Genomic DNA, 15277 nt, shown 5'->3' with positions numbered 1-15277 from the left:
TATCCTTTCATCGTTTATCAAATAGCGGCATTTGCTCATTCTGGGTTTCATTGTAGAATTCAATAGGATAGTTGCCTGAAAAACAGGCGTCACAGAAACTTAAATTTTCACCGGCCGCTCTCAGCATTCCGGGAAAAGTGAGATAGCCCAGGCTATCGGAGGTAACATACTTATTGATTTCATCAACGCTGTGGGAAGAGGCGATCAGTTCGTTTCTTGTGGGCGTATCGATTCCGTAGTAGCAGGGGAAGGAAGTGGGTGGAGAACTGATCCTGAGATGGACCTCTTTTGCACCTGCCTCCCTGATCATTTTAACGATTTTGCGGCTTGTCGTTCCTCTCACGATGGAATCATCGACAACGACGACGCGCTTGCCTTCCAGTAAGTCCCTGACGGCATTGAGCTTGATTTTTACACCAAAGTGCCTGATGGACTGTTCCGGTTCGATGAAGGTTCTTCCAACGTAGTGATTTCTGATAATACCCATGGCGAAAGGAATGCCCGATTCCTCGGCATAGCCGATGGCTGCCGTTACTCCCGAGTCGGGAACGGGAATGACCACATCGGCTTCGACGGGATGCTCACGGGCCAGGCTTTTGCCGAATTCCTTTCTTACTTCCGATACGCCTTTACCGAATATATAACTGTCGGGCCTTGCAAAATAGATGTATTCGAATACGCAGTGGGCCGCTTTTTTTTCAGAAAAGGGCTTGATGGAGGTGACCTCGTTTCCCTTGAAGACGAGTATCTCGCCGGGCTCAACATCACGAATATACTTTGCGCCGATGAGATCGAGGGCACAGGTTTCGGAGGCGACTACGTAACCGCCGTCGAGTTTGCCGTAACAGAGCGGCCTGATTCCCTGCGGGTCTCTGGCAGCGATCATCCTTGATTCGGTGAGAAAAAGAAGAGAATAGGCCCCTTGTAATTTGGAGAGTGCATCGGAAATCCTGTCGACGAGCGAATTGACGTGTGACGTTGCAAGAAGATGTATAATAACTTCCGAGTCCGTCGTTGATTGAAATATAGAACCATAGGCTTCGAGTTCACTTCTGAGAATACCGGCGTTAACGAGATTTCCGTTATGGGCGAGGGCGATCTGGCCTCTTGAATAGTCGACGACAATGGGCTGCGTGTTTTTTCTTTCACTGCCTCCTGATGTGGAATATCTCACATGGCCGATAGCCGAACTTCCCGGCAGCCTCGATATGATTTCCTCATTAAATATATCGGCAACAAGACCCATGTCCCTGTAGGAATAGATCCGCTTGCCGTCAGATGACGCCATTCCTGCGCCCTCCTGGCCTCTGTGCTGAAGTGCATAAAGACCGAGATAGGTCAGGTTGGATGCCTCAGGATGATTGTAAATACCAAAAACGCCGCACTCTTCCTTTAACTTGTCAAACATCAGGAAATTCGCCTTTCAATCCCTTTATCCCAGGCCTCATAAAGGCTCCCGGCATCTGCGTTGATGGAGTTATTGATAAGAAGATACTCACCGCCCACTTCGCCTATTACTTCCAGTGGCGTGTCATAGCGGCAGGCGATATCTTCAAGTTTATCCATATATCGCCTGTTTAGTGAGAGAATAATTCTCGATTGGCTTTCACCGAAGAGGAGGGCATCTTTCCTGTTGCCATTGGCATGGAGTTCTATTGTCGCTCCTATGAGGGCAGGGCCTGAAATACAGCACTCAGCCAGGGCGACGGCCAGGCCGCCTTCTGCACAATCATGGGCGGATTCGATAATGCCCGCCCCGATTGCCTCAAGGCAGGTCTGCTGAACCGATTTTTCCAGTTCCACATCCAGTTCCGGTGGCGCCCCGGTCACCATTTTGTGAACGAGTTTCAGGTATTCACTGCCGCCCAGTTCGTTTTTATTCTTACCGAGTAAGACAATAAGGTCGCCGCTGTTTTTGAACCATTGTGTGCAGTGGAGATTAACATTTTCTAAAAGGCCCACCATGGCTACCGTTGGTGTGGGGTAGATGGCTTCCCCCCTGGTTTCGTTATAGAGGCTCACATTGCCGCTTACGACAGGTGTTTCAAAGGCCTTGCAGGCGTCGGAAATACCCTTGACGGCTTGGGCAAACTGCCACATGATTTCGGGCTTTTCGGGGTTGCCGAAATTTAGGCAGTCTGTTACCGCCAGTGGTTTTGCGCCGGCGCAGACGATGTTTCTTGCATTTTCCGCCACTGTTATTTGTCCGCCAAGATAAGGATCGAGATAGCAGTACCTTGAGTTGCAATTACTCGTCATGGCCACGCCCTTTGAGGTTCCCTTAACCCTGATCACTGCCGAATCGGAACCCGGAAGAAGAACCGTATCGGTTCTTACCATGTGGTCGTACTGCCTGTATATCCACTTCTTCGATGCTATGTTAGGTGTATCCATGAGGTCAAGAAGTACTTCATTCAGGTTGGAAGGTGTTTTTAGAGCATGGAGATCGGTGTTTTTCAGTTCATCAATATAGTCAGGTTTTTTTACAGGCCTGTTGTAAACAGGTGCCCCTTCAGCAAGCGGTTCGATGGGAAGCTCGGCGACGATCTTTCCTTTTTCGACGAGTCTCATGATTCCGTCATCGGTTACGGCGCCCACAACGGCACAGTCGAGGTCCCATTTGTCGAATATTTCCTTAACCTTATTTTCGCAGCCCTTCTTGACGACCATGAGCATTCTTTCCTGTGATTCGGAGAGCATCAACTCGTAAGGCGTCATTTCTTTTTCTCTTTGGGGAACATTGTCGAGATTCATTTCAATGCCTGTTCCGGCGCGGCTTGCCATCTCAAATGATGAAGAGGTGAGTCCTGCCGCCCCCATGTCCTGAATACCGACGATGTAATCGGTTTTCATCAGTTCGAGACAGGCTTCGAGGAGCAGCTTTTCCGTAAAGGGATCTCCCACCTGAACGGTGGGTCTTTTTTCTTCGGAACCTTCGTCAAACTCTTCCGAGGCCATGGTGGCGCCGTGAATGCCGTCTCTTCCTGTTTTGGAGCCTACATAAATAACGGGATTGCCTGTACCCGAGGCATAGCCCCTGAATATTTTGTCACTTTTGACAAGGCCGAGAGTAAAGGCGTTGACGAGAATATTGCCGTTATAACATTCGTCAAAATAGGTCTCGCCGCCGATGGTGGGCACGCCCATACAGTTACCGTAGCCTGCAATTCCTTCAACGACACCTTTTAATAAATACTTGTGTTTCGCAAGTTCGAGAGAACCGAACCTTAAGGAATTGAGGTTGGCCACGGGTCTTGCGCCCATAGTGAAAACGTCTCTCATAATGCCGCCCACACCTGTTGCTGCGCCCTGATAGGGTTCGATAAAGGAGGGGTGGTTGTGAGACTCCATTTTGAATGCAACGGCCAGACCGTCACCGATATCCACAACGCCTGCGTTTTCGCCGGGGCCCTGGATTACCCGGGGGCCTTCGGTGGGGAAGTTTTTGAGATGCGCCCTCGATGATTTGTAGGAACAGTGTTCACTCCACATAACGGAAAAGATACCCAGCTCAAGCAGGTTGGGCTCCCTCTTCAGAATGTCGAGGATCTTGCTGTACTCTTCTTTGCTCAGACCGTGGCTTTTTATGATTTCTTCAGTTATTTCACTCATTTTTATTTATTCGTCAATTGTTAAGGGGGATAGAGAAAATTTCTCAGGAAAGGTATTTGACAATCGATTCAAAGATGGCCTTACCGTCTTCATTGCCCAGCGCTTTTTCGGCACAGCGCTCGGGGTGAGGCATCATTCCCAGTACATTCTTCTCTTTATTGCATATGCCGGCAATATTATTCAAAGAGCCGTTGGGATTTGCTTCTACTGATGCTTCTCCCCGTTTATCGGTATATCTGAATATTACCTGGTTACTATCTTCAATGCTTTTAAGCGTATTTTCATCGGTAAAATAGTTTCCATCATGGTGGGCGATGGGAATGCGGACGACCTGGCCTTCTTTGTAAGCGGAGGTAAAGGGTGTGTCCTTATTCTCCACAGTCAGTTCAACGTCGCGGCAGATAAAGCGGAGCGTCCTGTTTCGCATGAGAACGCCGGGCAATAAACCTGCTTCCGTTAATATCTGAAAACCGTTGCATATGCCTATGACGAACTTTCCTTTGCCGGCAAAAGAGACAATATCCTGCATGATGGGAGAGTGGGTGGCAATGGAACCGGGCCTTAAGTAATCTCCGTAAGAGAAACCGCCGGGAACAATGATGCAGTCAAAAGCGGAAAGATCGGTATGGTCTTTGTGCCATATAAAGGAAGTATCCTGCCCCATAACGTGTTTGGCAACGTGGTAGCAGTCATGGTCACAATTGGAACCCGGAAAAACGACAACAGCGAACTTCATTCTATTTCTACCCTGAAGTTTTCCATCACTGTGTTGGCAAGGAGTTGCCGGGCCATTTCCGTTACCCTCTTTTCAGCTTCTTCAGGGGTAGTTTTATCGTCAAGGATCAGTTCGAAAACCTTTCCCTGCCTTACATCGATAACTTCCTCAAAATCCATGGCGCCGAGAGAATGCTGGACCGCTTTTCCCTGTGGATCAAGGATGCCTTTTTTTAGCGTAACGTAAACCTTTGCTTTCATTTTTTATTATCCCTTTAGTCATTTAAATGAATCAACAATCTTACCATAAGAGGGGAATTTTTTTAAGGCAAATCTGCATTAAATTTTTACTTTGAGAAGCGGGGGAGGAGTAATGAAAAGTGGGACAGTGACATACTCCGTGGTTAAACACCTTTGCTAGAGCAATGCCAGAAACGCTTCCAGCCTGTAGCCCGATTTTTCCGCCGAATTGAGAATGAGGGAGACTTTTTTATGAACGACTTCCATATTTGCCAGGACTTTCTTTCTGTCAACACCCTCTGTTAGTCCTTTTACAAGGGCCATGATAAAGAACCAGTAGATAAGTACTTCCATTTTTTCCTTGTTGAAGTAAAGGATGTTCCCATGCATATTGACATCGATAAAGTCCTGGACGGCGCCTATTTTGAAAAGTCCTTCCATTTGAGAATGGAGAGAGGGACGGCCGGCAAAAGTCAGCTTTTCTTCATTCTTGATGATTAATCTGAGGAGCTGAGCTTCTTCGCCTGCCTCTTTTTCAAAAACGCCGAGGGTCATGAAAGATTTACGGATCATCGATGCCAGATATCTTTCGAAAAGCCAGTCAAAGGAACGTTTTGAATCACTCATTTGAGGTTTGATTTTATAGAGGAGCCATATAAAGAGCCAGGAAAGCATGAGTCGGTATCCCTGCAGTTCACCTGTTTCGGCGCCATAAGGGTCTGTTGTCAGGTAAGCTCTCCATCCGCTGTCATCTTCCCTGGCAAGTTCAGGCAGAGACATGATCGTCCTGTAGGTCTTCTTAAGGTCTTCCACTAATCCTTTGGGCAAGGTGGCTTTGCTTTCGAATGACTGATAGCCCTTGATAAGGTTCGTGCTTTTTTCCTCAAAGGCAGCCAGCACGCCAGGGTCCAATTCACCGTCAGTCATTCCTTCCGCCAGGTAGCGCAGGCTTCCCGGATTGATGGCCTCATGGAAAAAGTGGAGAAGGGACTGCATCTCCATCTCGACGAGCGCATCTTCAATGGAGTGAACCCCCCGTCCGTTGAGGTAGGCATGCAACCTTCCGTAATGCCTGCTTTCATCGTCTTCAACCTCGTGGAAGTCGAGGAAAACGTGATATTTGAATGCTTCCAGCTCTACATAGATGCCGTTGTTGAGCATTTCATTGTTAGACCTTATATATTGAAGGCCTGTTATTATATCCCTGAAGAGGCAGTATTTTTCATCGCCATGGGAAATGCCGAGGCCCTCGCCGAGGGTACTTTGTTTTATGGCGCCATCATGGATGTAACCTGCAGATAATCTTATGGTCCCTTTGGCAGACCTGAACTTATTGAGGTAAATAATGAGCGCTCTTTCATTGCCTGCGCCGTTTGAATAGGCAAAGACGTCTTCATCGACATATCCTGCCCTGTTGTAGAAGTCATAAAGGAGGAAATTCTCAACGCCGCTGAAGAGGTAGCGTTTCTTGAGCAGGGGAAAGATCTCTCTTTCATGCCTGGCAACAAGGTAGCTGTCAGGCCTTTCATCCCAGTAGGCCCGCCTGTATTCCATGCCGTATTTTTCGGCAAAGCCTTCAACCTGTCCATGGCCGTACATGGGAAGGCCGGGCATGGTGCTCATCATCATGCAGACGCCGAAATATTTATCGTCCTTGCCGAACTGGGCAACGGCCGTTTCTTCATCAGGATTGTTCATGAAGTTGACGTAACGTTTGAGTATTTGTGGATTGAATTCGAGCACGTTCTTGATGGACATGCGGTATTTGGCATTCTCTTCGTTTTTCAGCATGTTCATAAAGGCGCTGTTGTAGACGCGATGCATGCCGAGGCTTCTCACGAAGTAGCCCTCCATCATCCAGAAGGCTTCCGCCAGCAGCAGGGTTTCGGGGACTTCTTCTCTTACCCTGTCTACCACCTCACGCCAGAACTCAAGAGGAAAGAGGTTTTGGAATTCTTCATTGGAGATGGAATGCTCGGCACGGGAAGGAATATCTCCTCCTGCGCCGGGCGGCGGGAACCAGAGCCGCTGGTAATGCCGTTTGGCAAGGGTCATGGCGGCGTCAAAACGTATGATGGGGAATTTCCTTGCCACATGGAGAATGGTCTGGATAACGGCCTCTCTGACTTCCGATTTGAGGAAATTGAGTTGTGCCGTATCGTTCCAGGGCATCTGTGTTCCGTCATTCCCGTGGTAGATAAATTTTGTCTCACCGGTATGATAGTCGACGCGCTTGAAAACGACGGCTGCATCCGACTTATGCCAGTATCCCTCTTCCAGGAAGACGCCCACACGGTCGTCATGGCAGAGATCTTCTCCTTCGAAGGCATAGGATGGAAAAGGAGGATAATCGAGTTGCACAAACCAGTCGGGATGTTCGATGAGCCATCTGGAATCTATTCCCATATGGTTGGGCACCATGTCGCTGGCAAGGCGAATCCCTCGTTCCCATGCTCTTTTGCGGAGATTTTCGTAAGCATCTTCCCCGCCAAGGTCATGGGCAATGTCGTAATCGAGGAGTGAATAGGCTGAAGCGACGGCCTCGGGATTGCCGCATATCTGTTTTATCCTTTTTGAGGCACGGCTTCGCTCCCACAGACCGATGAGCCAGAGGCCCGTAAATCCTCGGGAAGCCAGTCTATCCAGTTCTTCATCGGGAATATGGTCGAGCCGGTAAATATTTTTGTCGTATGTTTTGCTCAATTGATCGAGCCAGACGTAGGTGCACTTGGCCATGAGCACCACCTTGGGCATCCAGTCGAGATCGTCGCTGAAGCGCTCCAGGTCCTCATCGTGAGAAAATTGAACGACATAGGTCTCGCCGGGCCTGAAACCGTCTCTTGCCTTTTCTTCTTCCCTGATAAGGTCGATTCCCCTGAGGATGATGTCAGCTAATCTGCCGAGAAGGTTTTTCCATCGTTTTAGAATGAATTCGATCTGCCCCATCAGTGAATCGGGAGAATCGAGAGCAGGGGAACGAAGCATATCGATAAGGTATTCATTATCGGGACCGAAAGCCGGTTTATTTTTAAAGAAGCCATTGATGGACTCCATGACGGAGAGGTAGTTTGTCGATTTTTCCAGGCTTTTGTCATTAATGAGTTCAATGAGGGGCTCAAATGCCGGATTTATATTTCCCAACCAGAGGATGATAAGCTCTTCCAGGATAAGCCTGCTGTTCGGTATGCCTGAGGGGTCGCTGCCAAAAAGGTAATCGTCGGCCTTCTTTTCTCCCTTGTAAACAGCCAGTGCAGGAAAACTTCCGGAAAAGTGTGAGTAAAGATTTTGAAGCGCTTCTTTACCGTATTGGTTTTCGAGGAATTCTTCCAGTTCGCCGAGAACGCCCGGCGCTTTCTCTTCGCTGTAGCGTCCGATAATGTAATGAAAAATGACGTCAAGAAGGCCGGCGGCATAGAGATAGCTGCCGTAGAGTGGTTTTCCTTCTCTTTTTTCCTCAATACGCCTCCTGTTTACCTTGTCGGCCAGAAGGCGTATGCCCCGCATGTTTTCCCTTACGTCGTCATCACGAATGGTTAACAGATGTTCTCTGAAATGGTACCTGTTCCTGGAATCGCTTGCTATATGGAATTCCAGTGTCAGGGCTTTTCTTTTTTTTAATTCCTCTTCTTTTTCGATCTTTTTCTGCATGTTTTTCTTTAGTTTTTAGGGGGTCTCGCCGGCTTTTTTCACCAACTTTCCGTCGTAGCAGCCGGAAGTCGTGCCTTGTCAGCCTCGTTGCAAATCCTGGTGACAAAGGCATGCTAAAGGTTGATAATGGGAGAGTATATCAGAAAAAATGTGGGGAAGTTAGGTAAAAAAAAAGGGGGATGAAAAAGGAGTGACTTTTCTCTCGCAAGGCTCAGGGCGGGAGAGATGTAAAAACGGGCTGAACTGACGCTCAACCCGTTTTTATAGAAAGGTGGCTCTTGAATCAATCCCTTAAATTTTTATGATGGTGCCCTGCCTGATACGTTTATGATTAAGGATCTTGGGGTTTTTATATAAAATCATTTCTAAATCCATATTATGTTTCTCGGCAACTTTACCAAGATCTTCACCCTTTTTAACGACATAGGGCCTGGCATCCTTTACAAGCGATTTGAAAGAGGGCTTTACATCATAAGAAAAATCGTAAACTTCGGGGCTGTCGAGAAGCTTTTTTATGGCAAATATGCTTGCATAATGCTGCTGCGTCTCCTGTGGGAGTCTGTAGAAAAGTGACTCCTTAAGGCCGTATCTTCTGATATTTTTTCTTACGTTGCCCGGTCCATAGTTGTAATAGGCAGTGATGAGAAAGCTGTAGTTGTCATACCTTTTTGCCGCATCGCGTATGTAGGAAGCGGCGGCATAGATGGCCCTGGATGGATCGAGCCTCTCGTCGATTGCATCGTTAACGACAAGCCCTTTTTCAGATGCCGTTATTCTCATGAACTGACCGAATCCACGTGCCGACTTGATCGACTTTGCTCTCGGATTTCCCCGGCTTTCCCAGGCAAAAAGCGCTGTCAGAAAATTTTCATCAATTGAATATTTTGCCGATGCATCTGCAATATACTCCCTATAGATGGATACGTTAGAAAGCCATTCGCCGATATTGTCAAGGGGCCTTTTGCCTGTACGGCGGGAAACATTTAATTGCCAGAGAAGTATTTTTTTGTTGACGAGTTTTTCCAGGTGTGGGTCCACATCCCAGATATCACTCTTTAATGCCGATTTTTTTGATATGAGGTCACGCAGAGGTTTTGTCTCAAGATCCGTGCTTACGCTTTTTACTTCAGGCATTCCCTGCTTTTTAAAGATATGCAGGTTATGAGAAGCAAAATAAGCGAAGCCTGCCAATAAGAGAATTGCCAGGGCAGAAAGGGACAGGGCCACCTTTTTATGGGTTTCACAGTACCATAGGCTGCTTTGGAATATATCATCGGCTGTCATGCACGCTGAATTGTTTTCATTCATTTTATGTTGGTCTCCAATAAATCTTTTTTTTGTTTATCTGTTCAAAATAGTTTTGCGTGGTTTCAGCAAAAGCTATGCCAAATATTGCGTTCGTTGCTAATGTCGTGTTTTAACAGGGGGGATTGCCGCGAGTTGTTTAATAAATTCTGAAGATGCTTGATAGTGTTAAATAAACTGACACTTTGTTTGTTACCTTTATTGTTTAATGGCGCAAGTATAACAGAAAAGAGGGCAAAAGATCAAGCTTTGCTTGCGGATTGCTAAAAAAGCCTGTTTTAACAGGGCTTTAAAAAACAGGACGCTTAAAGATGGCATTTTCTTTATAGCATGTATTTTTAAAAATAACCTTGTTTTTAAATGCTCCCCACGAAAAATAGGAAGTTTTATTAAAGGTAACGGAAGAAAAGTCGGCATACCCTTCTACTGTGGCGTCGAAAAACCTTGCTTTATCATGAAAAACAGCGCCGCTGAAATTGGCGCTCCCCTGGAAGCGGGCATATTCGAAATCGGCTTCCTCACAGAATATGGCCTTTGAAAAGAGGGCATCTCCATTAAAGGTAACATGAGAAAAATCGGCTTTCCGGCAGAATAGGGATTTTGAAAAGCATATTTTATGAAGGACATTTTCACCGTAAAAATCTTTGAAATTAATATGCCACTCAAAAACAGTTCCTGAAAGATTGCAGCTTTTGCCCTCTTTGTAATCTTCAGATATTTTTCTTAAAAGCAGGCCGACAAATTCATCTTGAGCCACGTCTCCCTTGCATCCTTCCGGCGCATGGAAAATACAATAATTTTTTCCCTCTTTATCCCTGTAATGTGAAGGTAAATTTTTGCACCACATATGACCTTTTGATTGAACACAGTTTGACATGAATAAATCCTTTTATTGCGGCTGTGCATAGTTAATATAAAAATATATCAAAATAAAGGAGCCTTTGCCAAAAGGTCCTTTTGGAATAATGCAAGGTGTTATATGCGTTCTTATGCTGTTTTAACTTTAATAAGAGGGATAAAGCTGTTTTAATATGTAGCAGGGGTACAAAAGAATGGGTTGGTTAAAGTGGTTATTTTTAGGTTTCGATATTATTCTGGCGCTTTTTAGCGCCGGTCACGCTCTTCTATACAAACGTAATCCCAGAGCAGCTTTTGGCTGGATTGCCCTTTGTCTGACTTTCCCTCTGGCAGGTCCCTTGCTATATTTTATTTTTGGGATTAACCGCATTAATACGAGGGCACGGGAACTTCATGGAAAAAAAATCTTCGCGCTTCCGGCGGGTTATGAGCGTCTCCGCCATGAGAGCAAAGCCTTGTTGGCAGACTTTAACCTTCCTGATGATTATTTTGTGCCTGCCGGAATATCCCATGTTCTTGCCGGCAATCCACTGACCCGGGGAAACCGGGTGGAACCGCTTTTTAATGGTGAAGAGGCTTATCCCGCTATGCTGGAGGCCATTGATTCGGCCTCTGAGCGGGTATATCTGAGCACCTATATTTTCGAAAGCGACAAGACAGGCAATACTTTTATTGATGCGTTGGCCGGGGCGACGGCAAGAGGCGTCGATGTGAGGGTGCTTATCGACGGTTTCGGTGAATGGTATTCTTTGCCAAGAAGCGGCTCCGGTCTCAGGAAAAAGGGTGTCGGTTTTTTCCGCTACCTGCCCCCCACCTTTTTGCCCCCTTTTCTGCATATCAATCTTCGTAATCACAGAAAGCTGCTTGTTGCAGATGGTAAAGTAGCTTTTACCGGCGGTATGAACATAAGGGACAGGCACCTGGAAGGAGAGAGCAATCGTCGGAAATGCACTACAGACATTCATTTTAAACTGGTCGGTTCCGTTGTTAACCAGCTTGAACAGGCCTTCCTGAAAGACTGGGATTTTGCGTCAGGGGGAGCAGGCGGCAAACCTGCCCCTTTTCATTATAAAGAACTCTCCGGCAATGCCCTTTGCCGAACCATTCTCGACGGCCCTGATGAAGATATTGATAAGCTCATAATGATATTTATCAGTTCCATTGCAACAGCAAGAAAGAAAATTACCATCCTTACCCCTTACTTTCTTCCGCCTCGTGAACTTATCGGCGCCTTGCAGGCAGCGGCTCTCAGGGGGGTTGATGTTACTCTTGTCCTTCCTGAGAAAAATAATCATCTTATCGTACACTGGGCTATGCGCAATATGTTGTGGGAACTGGTACAGTGGGGAGTGGAGGTCTGCTATCAGCCACCTCCCTTTGCCCATGGCAAGCTTTTCCTCGTTGATGATCATTACCTGCAGATCGGGTCGGCAAACTTCGACGCGCGAAGTTTGCGTCTTAATTTTGAACTGATGGTAGAGGTGTATGATGAAAAGCTGGCCCGCAAACTGGCCGGCTATGTGGAAGAAAGAAGGCTCCTTTCACGTAAGCTCAGTCTTGAAGAACTTGATGGAAGGGCTTTGCCCGTAAGGCTTCGCGACGCTCTGTGCTGGTTGTTTTCGCCCTATTTGTAGATTGAGGTTTTTTATCTTTCACCCTGGGCGGGCGCTTTTTTCTTCTTCCACTTTCTTTGCAGCCTCAGTTTTTGCTCCGGATAAATGAGGTCGGGATTGACGATCCGGTTGTCTTCGGCTACGAGATGATAATCGAAAGGGTTTTGACTGTAGGCCTCTGCAATATCCCAGAGGGTGTCCCCTTTGCGGACGGTATAATAATCAAACTCCCCAAGAGGTGGGTAGCTTCTTCCTTTTCTCATAATCGGTTTGGCCCGTTCTTTGCGCACTTCTTTTGGCAGTTTCTTTTCTTCGGCCAATCGCTTCTCTTCAGCCAGTCGCTTCTCTTCAGCCAATCGCTCCTCTTCAGCCAGTCGCTTCTCTTCAGCCAGTTGCTTCTCTTCAGCCAATCGCTTTTCTTCGGCCAGTCGCTTCTCTTCAGCCAGTCGCTTCTCTTCAGCCAGTCGCTTTTCTTCAGCCAGTTGCTTTTCTTCAGCCAGTTGCTTCTCTTCGGCCAGTTGCTTCTCTTCAGCCAGTTGCTTTTCTTCAGCCAGTTGCTTCTCTTCAGCCAGTTGCTTCTCTTCAGCCAGTTGCTTTTCTTCAGCCAGTTGCTTTTCTTCAGCCAGTTGCTTCTCTTCGGCCAGTCGTTCCTCTTCGGCTAATCTCTCCTCTTCTACAGGACCAACCTTTGATGGAACTTTATCTTCCCGAGGCGCTTCCTTTTTAGTCGCTTCTTTCCCTGGCTGCTTTTCGCTGCTGTCCTTACTTACATAAGGTGGAATTGCGACGGGAGTTGGATGCCTCATCTCTTTTTCCAAGAGAGAAGCCGGCTTCTTTTCATAACCAAAAAAGAAATAAATGAGCGCAGCTGCAAGAAGGATGATGAGCAGAATGATCTTTCCAGTGCGACCACCGCCGTTATAGATGGATTCGGCAGGAGTGACAGGCTTCGGAGAGGGTTCCCGTGTTTTTATCTCTTCTCCTGTTGTGGGGGACGTCTCCTCTTTAATGGTTTCTCTTTCTTCTTTTCTTTCATGAAAAGGTTCCTTTACATGGAAAGGAACTTCTTCCTCCTCTTTAAGGATTTCCCCGCTTTCCTCGCCCCCTTTCTTCTCTTCCTGCGCAATGTCCTTTAAAGGTTTCTGCCCGGGGAACATGTCTTCATGAGTGATCCTTTCTTCTCCTTCTTCACCGGTTTTTGGCGGGGCTGTTTCCTGAAGAACTTCTTTTTCTTCAATTGTTCTTTCAGGAGGCGCTTCTCTTTCTGTTTCTTCTGCAATTTTTCCTGTGGGCCCACCGCCTTTATCGATGGATTCGGCAGGAGTGACAGGCTCCGGAGAGGGTTCCCGTGGTTTTATCTCTTCTTCCTCCCCTTTAAGGATTTCCCCGCTTTCCTCGCCCCCTTTTTTCTCTGCCTGCGCAATGTCCTTTAACGGTTTTTGTCCGGGGAACATGTCTTCATGAGTGATCCTTTCTTCTCCTTTTTCACCGGTTTTTGGCGGGGCTGTTTCCTGAAGAACTTCTTTTTCTTCAATTTTTCCTCCAGGAGGCGCTTCTTCTTTCCTTTCAACTGCAGGCGTGAGTTGTTCTTCTTCCGCTTTTTCTTCAGTGGAAAAGGCGACGGCTTTTTCGTGCTCTTTCATGGATTCAAAAATATCTCTTACCATCGTTTCATCGAAGTGGATGCAGAGCTTGTAAATATCGGGAATGAGGCGGACGCCTTTTGTTTCTTCATCTGTATAGCAACCGTAGAGAAAACGGTGTTTCATGATAACAGGCACTGCTTTTTGTTGCTGCGCCTGGAGAAGATGTTCGTCAAAGACTGCCTGAGCAAGCACAAGCGCAGAAAAATCGCCATTCTCCATGACGAGCATTTTCCATCCCTTGCCGGGCCGGGAGCGAAAGCCGAAGCAGGTGGTTATATCAACAATGGGAAGGACCTTTCCCTTATAATCCCGGACACCGGCAATAATGGAGGGGAGAAGCGGAAGGCTTCTGCCGGGGCTGTAAGGTATGACATCCTTTACCTGCTCAGCGGGCAGAGCATACCGCCTGTCCGATATGAGGAAATCGCGTACGCCCAGTTTCTCTTTTGCAAACCTTGATTGCAGTGACAGGTCCGGTTTGCAGGTATCAATCGCTTTTGATGCCGCTCCTTCGTCCTCACGGGGATCGAGGAGTTTATCGAGTTCCACAAGGGGAATAAGTTCTTTTTTCCTGAGGGCAACATTTTTTATCCAGGGTTTTTCCGCCAAAAGAGGCAGGCCGGTCCTTTTTTCTTCCTCTTTTTTTGAGGTTTTAAGGGCCTTTCCCGTGATAAATCCGAAGAGATCATCCCCTATGCGAGTGATAAGAAGTCTTCCCCTCTGAGGCGCTTTTTTTCCTGTAATTCTCAGGCAGGCGTCGATAATGGTAATGAGTTCTCCCTTGTGAAAAGAGATACCCCTGATAAATTCCGGAAGGGCGGAAAGAGCGGTTATTTTTTGAGCATCATAAGGCAACTCTTCTTCAATACCCCCTGTGGCAAATTGCTCCCCTCCAAGATCGAAAAATGTCAGTTCTTTTTTCTTCTCACCTTGTTTTTTCTCCCGGGGCGGGATAAGTGAAGGTGAGGCTTTTTGCCATTCATCGGAAATGATGGTCCCGTAAAGGTTTTTTATGTTAATGATGGGGATAAGCTTGCCTCCCGAAGAAATGACGCTGTCTATGGTCAGGCTTTTGAGGTAAGCGGGCAGGGGAAGAAGGTCATCTTTTCTGATTCTTTCTTCATTAAGGATTTCATCGACGGTAAAGGCGGCCGCCGGTTTTTCCCTGGCAACAATGAGGAGCGATTTTTTTAATGAGCCTTTTGCCGGCAGAGCGATAAGTTTTGCAAGGTCAAAGGCGCTTATAGTCGTGCCTTCAATGTCTGCAATGCCTTCGAAATAATCAGGCGTCAGGGGGATGTGATGGATCTGCGTATCTTGAACGATGTCAAAAAAGCCGCTCTTCCTGATGGCCATGGTGGATGCGCCTATACGGACAAGACGAAAGGTCTCTTCGTCCTTTTTATCGGGCGATTTCTTCTTCCGGGAGAAAGGTTTGCCTTCTTTTTTTCTGCTCTTTTCTTCAGCCATATTGCACCTGAAAATTTAGCGGACCATCATATTTGAAATCCTATTTAGTTTTCATCGGTCAAGGGTGCTTTTTCGCAATCTCTGCGTCAATCTTCAGATTTGCTTGTGCGACGTACAGCAGTACGACTCGGCGAAACCCTTGATTTCCTTGACCTTGCAAAAAATCCCTCC

Annotated in this window: 9 protein-coding genes; 1 reads left to right on the top strand and 8 read right to left on the bottom strand. The window is 47.0% G+C overall.

The window, feature by feature from the left end:
- Positions 1-7 precede the first annotated feature (7 nt).
- The 7 genes from purF to OEV42_08815 form a co-directional block, all read right to left on the bottom strand.
- The gene (gene purF / locus OEV42_08845) at positions 8-1408 is read right to left on the bottom strand and encodes an amidophosphoribosyltransferase (protein ID MDH3974369.1); all 1401 of its coding nucleotides are present in this window, start codon (positions 1406-1408) and stop codon (positions 8-10) included.
- The gene (purL, locus tag OEV42_08840) at positions 1408-3612 is read right to left on the bottom strand and encodes a phosphoribosylformylglycinamidine synthase subunit PurL (GenBank protein ID MDH3974368.1); all 2205 of its coding nucleotides are present in this window, start codon (positions 3610-3612) and stop codon (positions 1408-1410) included. Before purL ends, purF begins: the two co-directional genes overlap by 1 nt.
- Before the next feature lie 43 nt (positions 3613-3655).
- Complete coding sequence (gene purQ / locus OEV42_08835; protein ID MDH3974367.1) at positions 3656-4348, bottom strand: phosphoribosylformylglycinamidine synthase subunit PurQ; 693 nt, start codon at positions 4346-4348, stop codon at positions 3656-3658.
- Entirely contained in the window at positions 4345-4587 is a 243-nt protein-coding gene (gene purS, locus OEV42_08830) for a phosphoribosylformylglycinamidine synthase subunit PurS (protein ID MDH3974366.1), read from the bottom strand. Before purS ends, purQ begins: the two co-directional genes overlap by 4 nt.
- Before the next feature lie 156 nt (positions 4588-4743).
- A complete protein-coding gene (locus tag OEV42_08825; GenBank protein MDH3974365.1) occupies positions 4744-8214 on the bottom strand; it encodes an alpha-amylase family glycosyl hydrolase in 3471 nt (1156 codons plus the stop codon).
- Positions 8215-8505: 291 nt separating this feature from the next.
- Complete coding sequence (locus tag OEV42_08820; GenBank protein MDH3974364.1) at positions 8506-9522, bottom strand: transglycosylase SLT domain-containing protein; 1017 nt, start codon at positions 9520-9522, stop codon at positions 8506-8508.
- A gap of 286 nt (positions 9523-9808) precedes the next feature.
- A complete protein-coding gene (locus tag OEV42_08815) occupies positions 9809-10396 on the bottom strand; it encodes a pentapeptide repeat-containing protein (protein MDH3974363.1) in 588 nt (195 codons plus the stop codon).
- A 175-nt stretch (positions 10397-10571) separates the two neighbouring features.
- Between OEV42_08815 and OEV42_08810 the strand changes: the two genes are divergently transcribed.
- The gene (locus OEV42_08810; GenBank protein ID MDH3974362.1) at positions 10572-12011 is read left to right on the top strand and encodes a phospholipase D-like domain-containing protein; all 1440 of its coding nucleotides are present in this window, start codon (positions 10572-10574) and stop codon (positions 12009-12011) included.
- A gap of 11 nt (positions 12012-12022) precedes the next feature.
- On the opposite strand, the gene OEV42_08805 is transcribed toward OEV42_08810, so the two are convergent.
- On the bottom strand, positions 12023-15106 hold the full coding sequence (locus OEV42_08805) for a chemotaxis protein CheW (GenBank protein ID MDH3974361.1): 3084 nt from the start codon (positions 15104-15106) through the stop codon (positions 12023-12025).
- Positions 15107-15277: the final 171 nt, after the last annotated feature.

It is taken from the genome of Deltaproteobacteria bacterium, from assembly GCA_029860075.1.
Classification (GTDB): domain Bacteria; phylum Desulfobacterota; class JADFVX01; order JADFVX01; family JADFVX01; genus JAOUBX01.
This window is presented reverse-complemented; position numbering and strand designations above follow the sequence as displayed.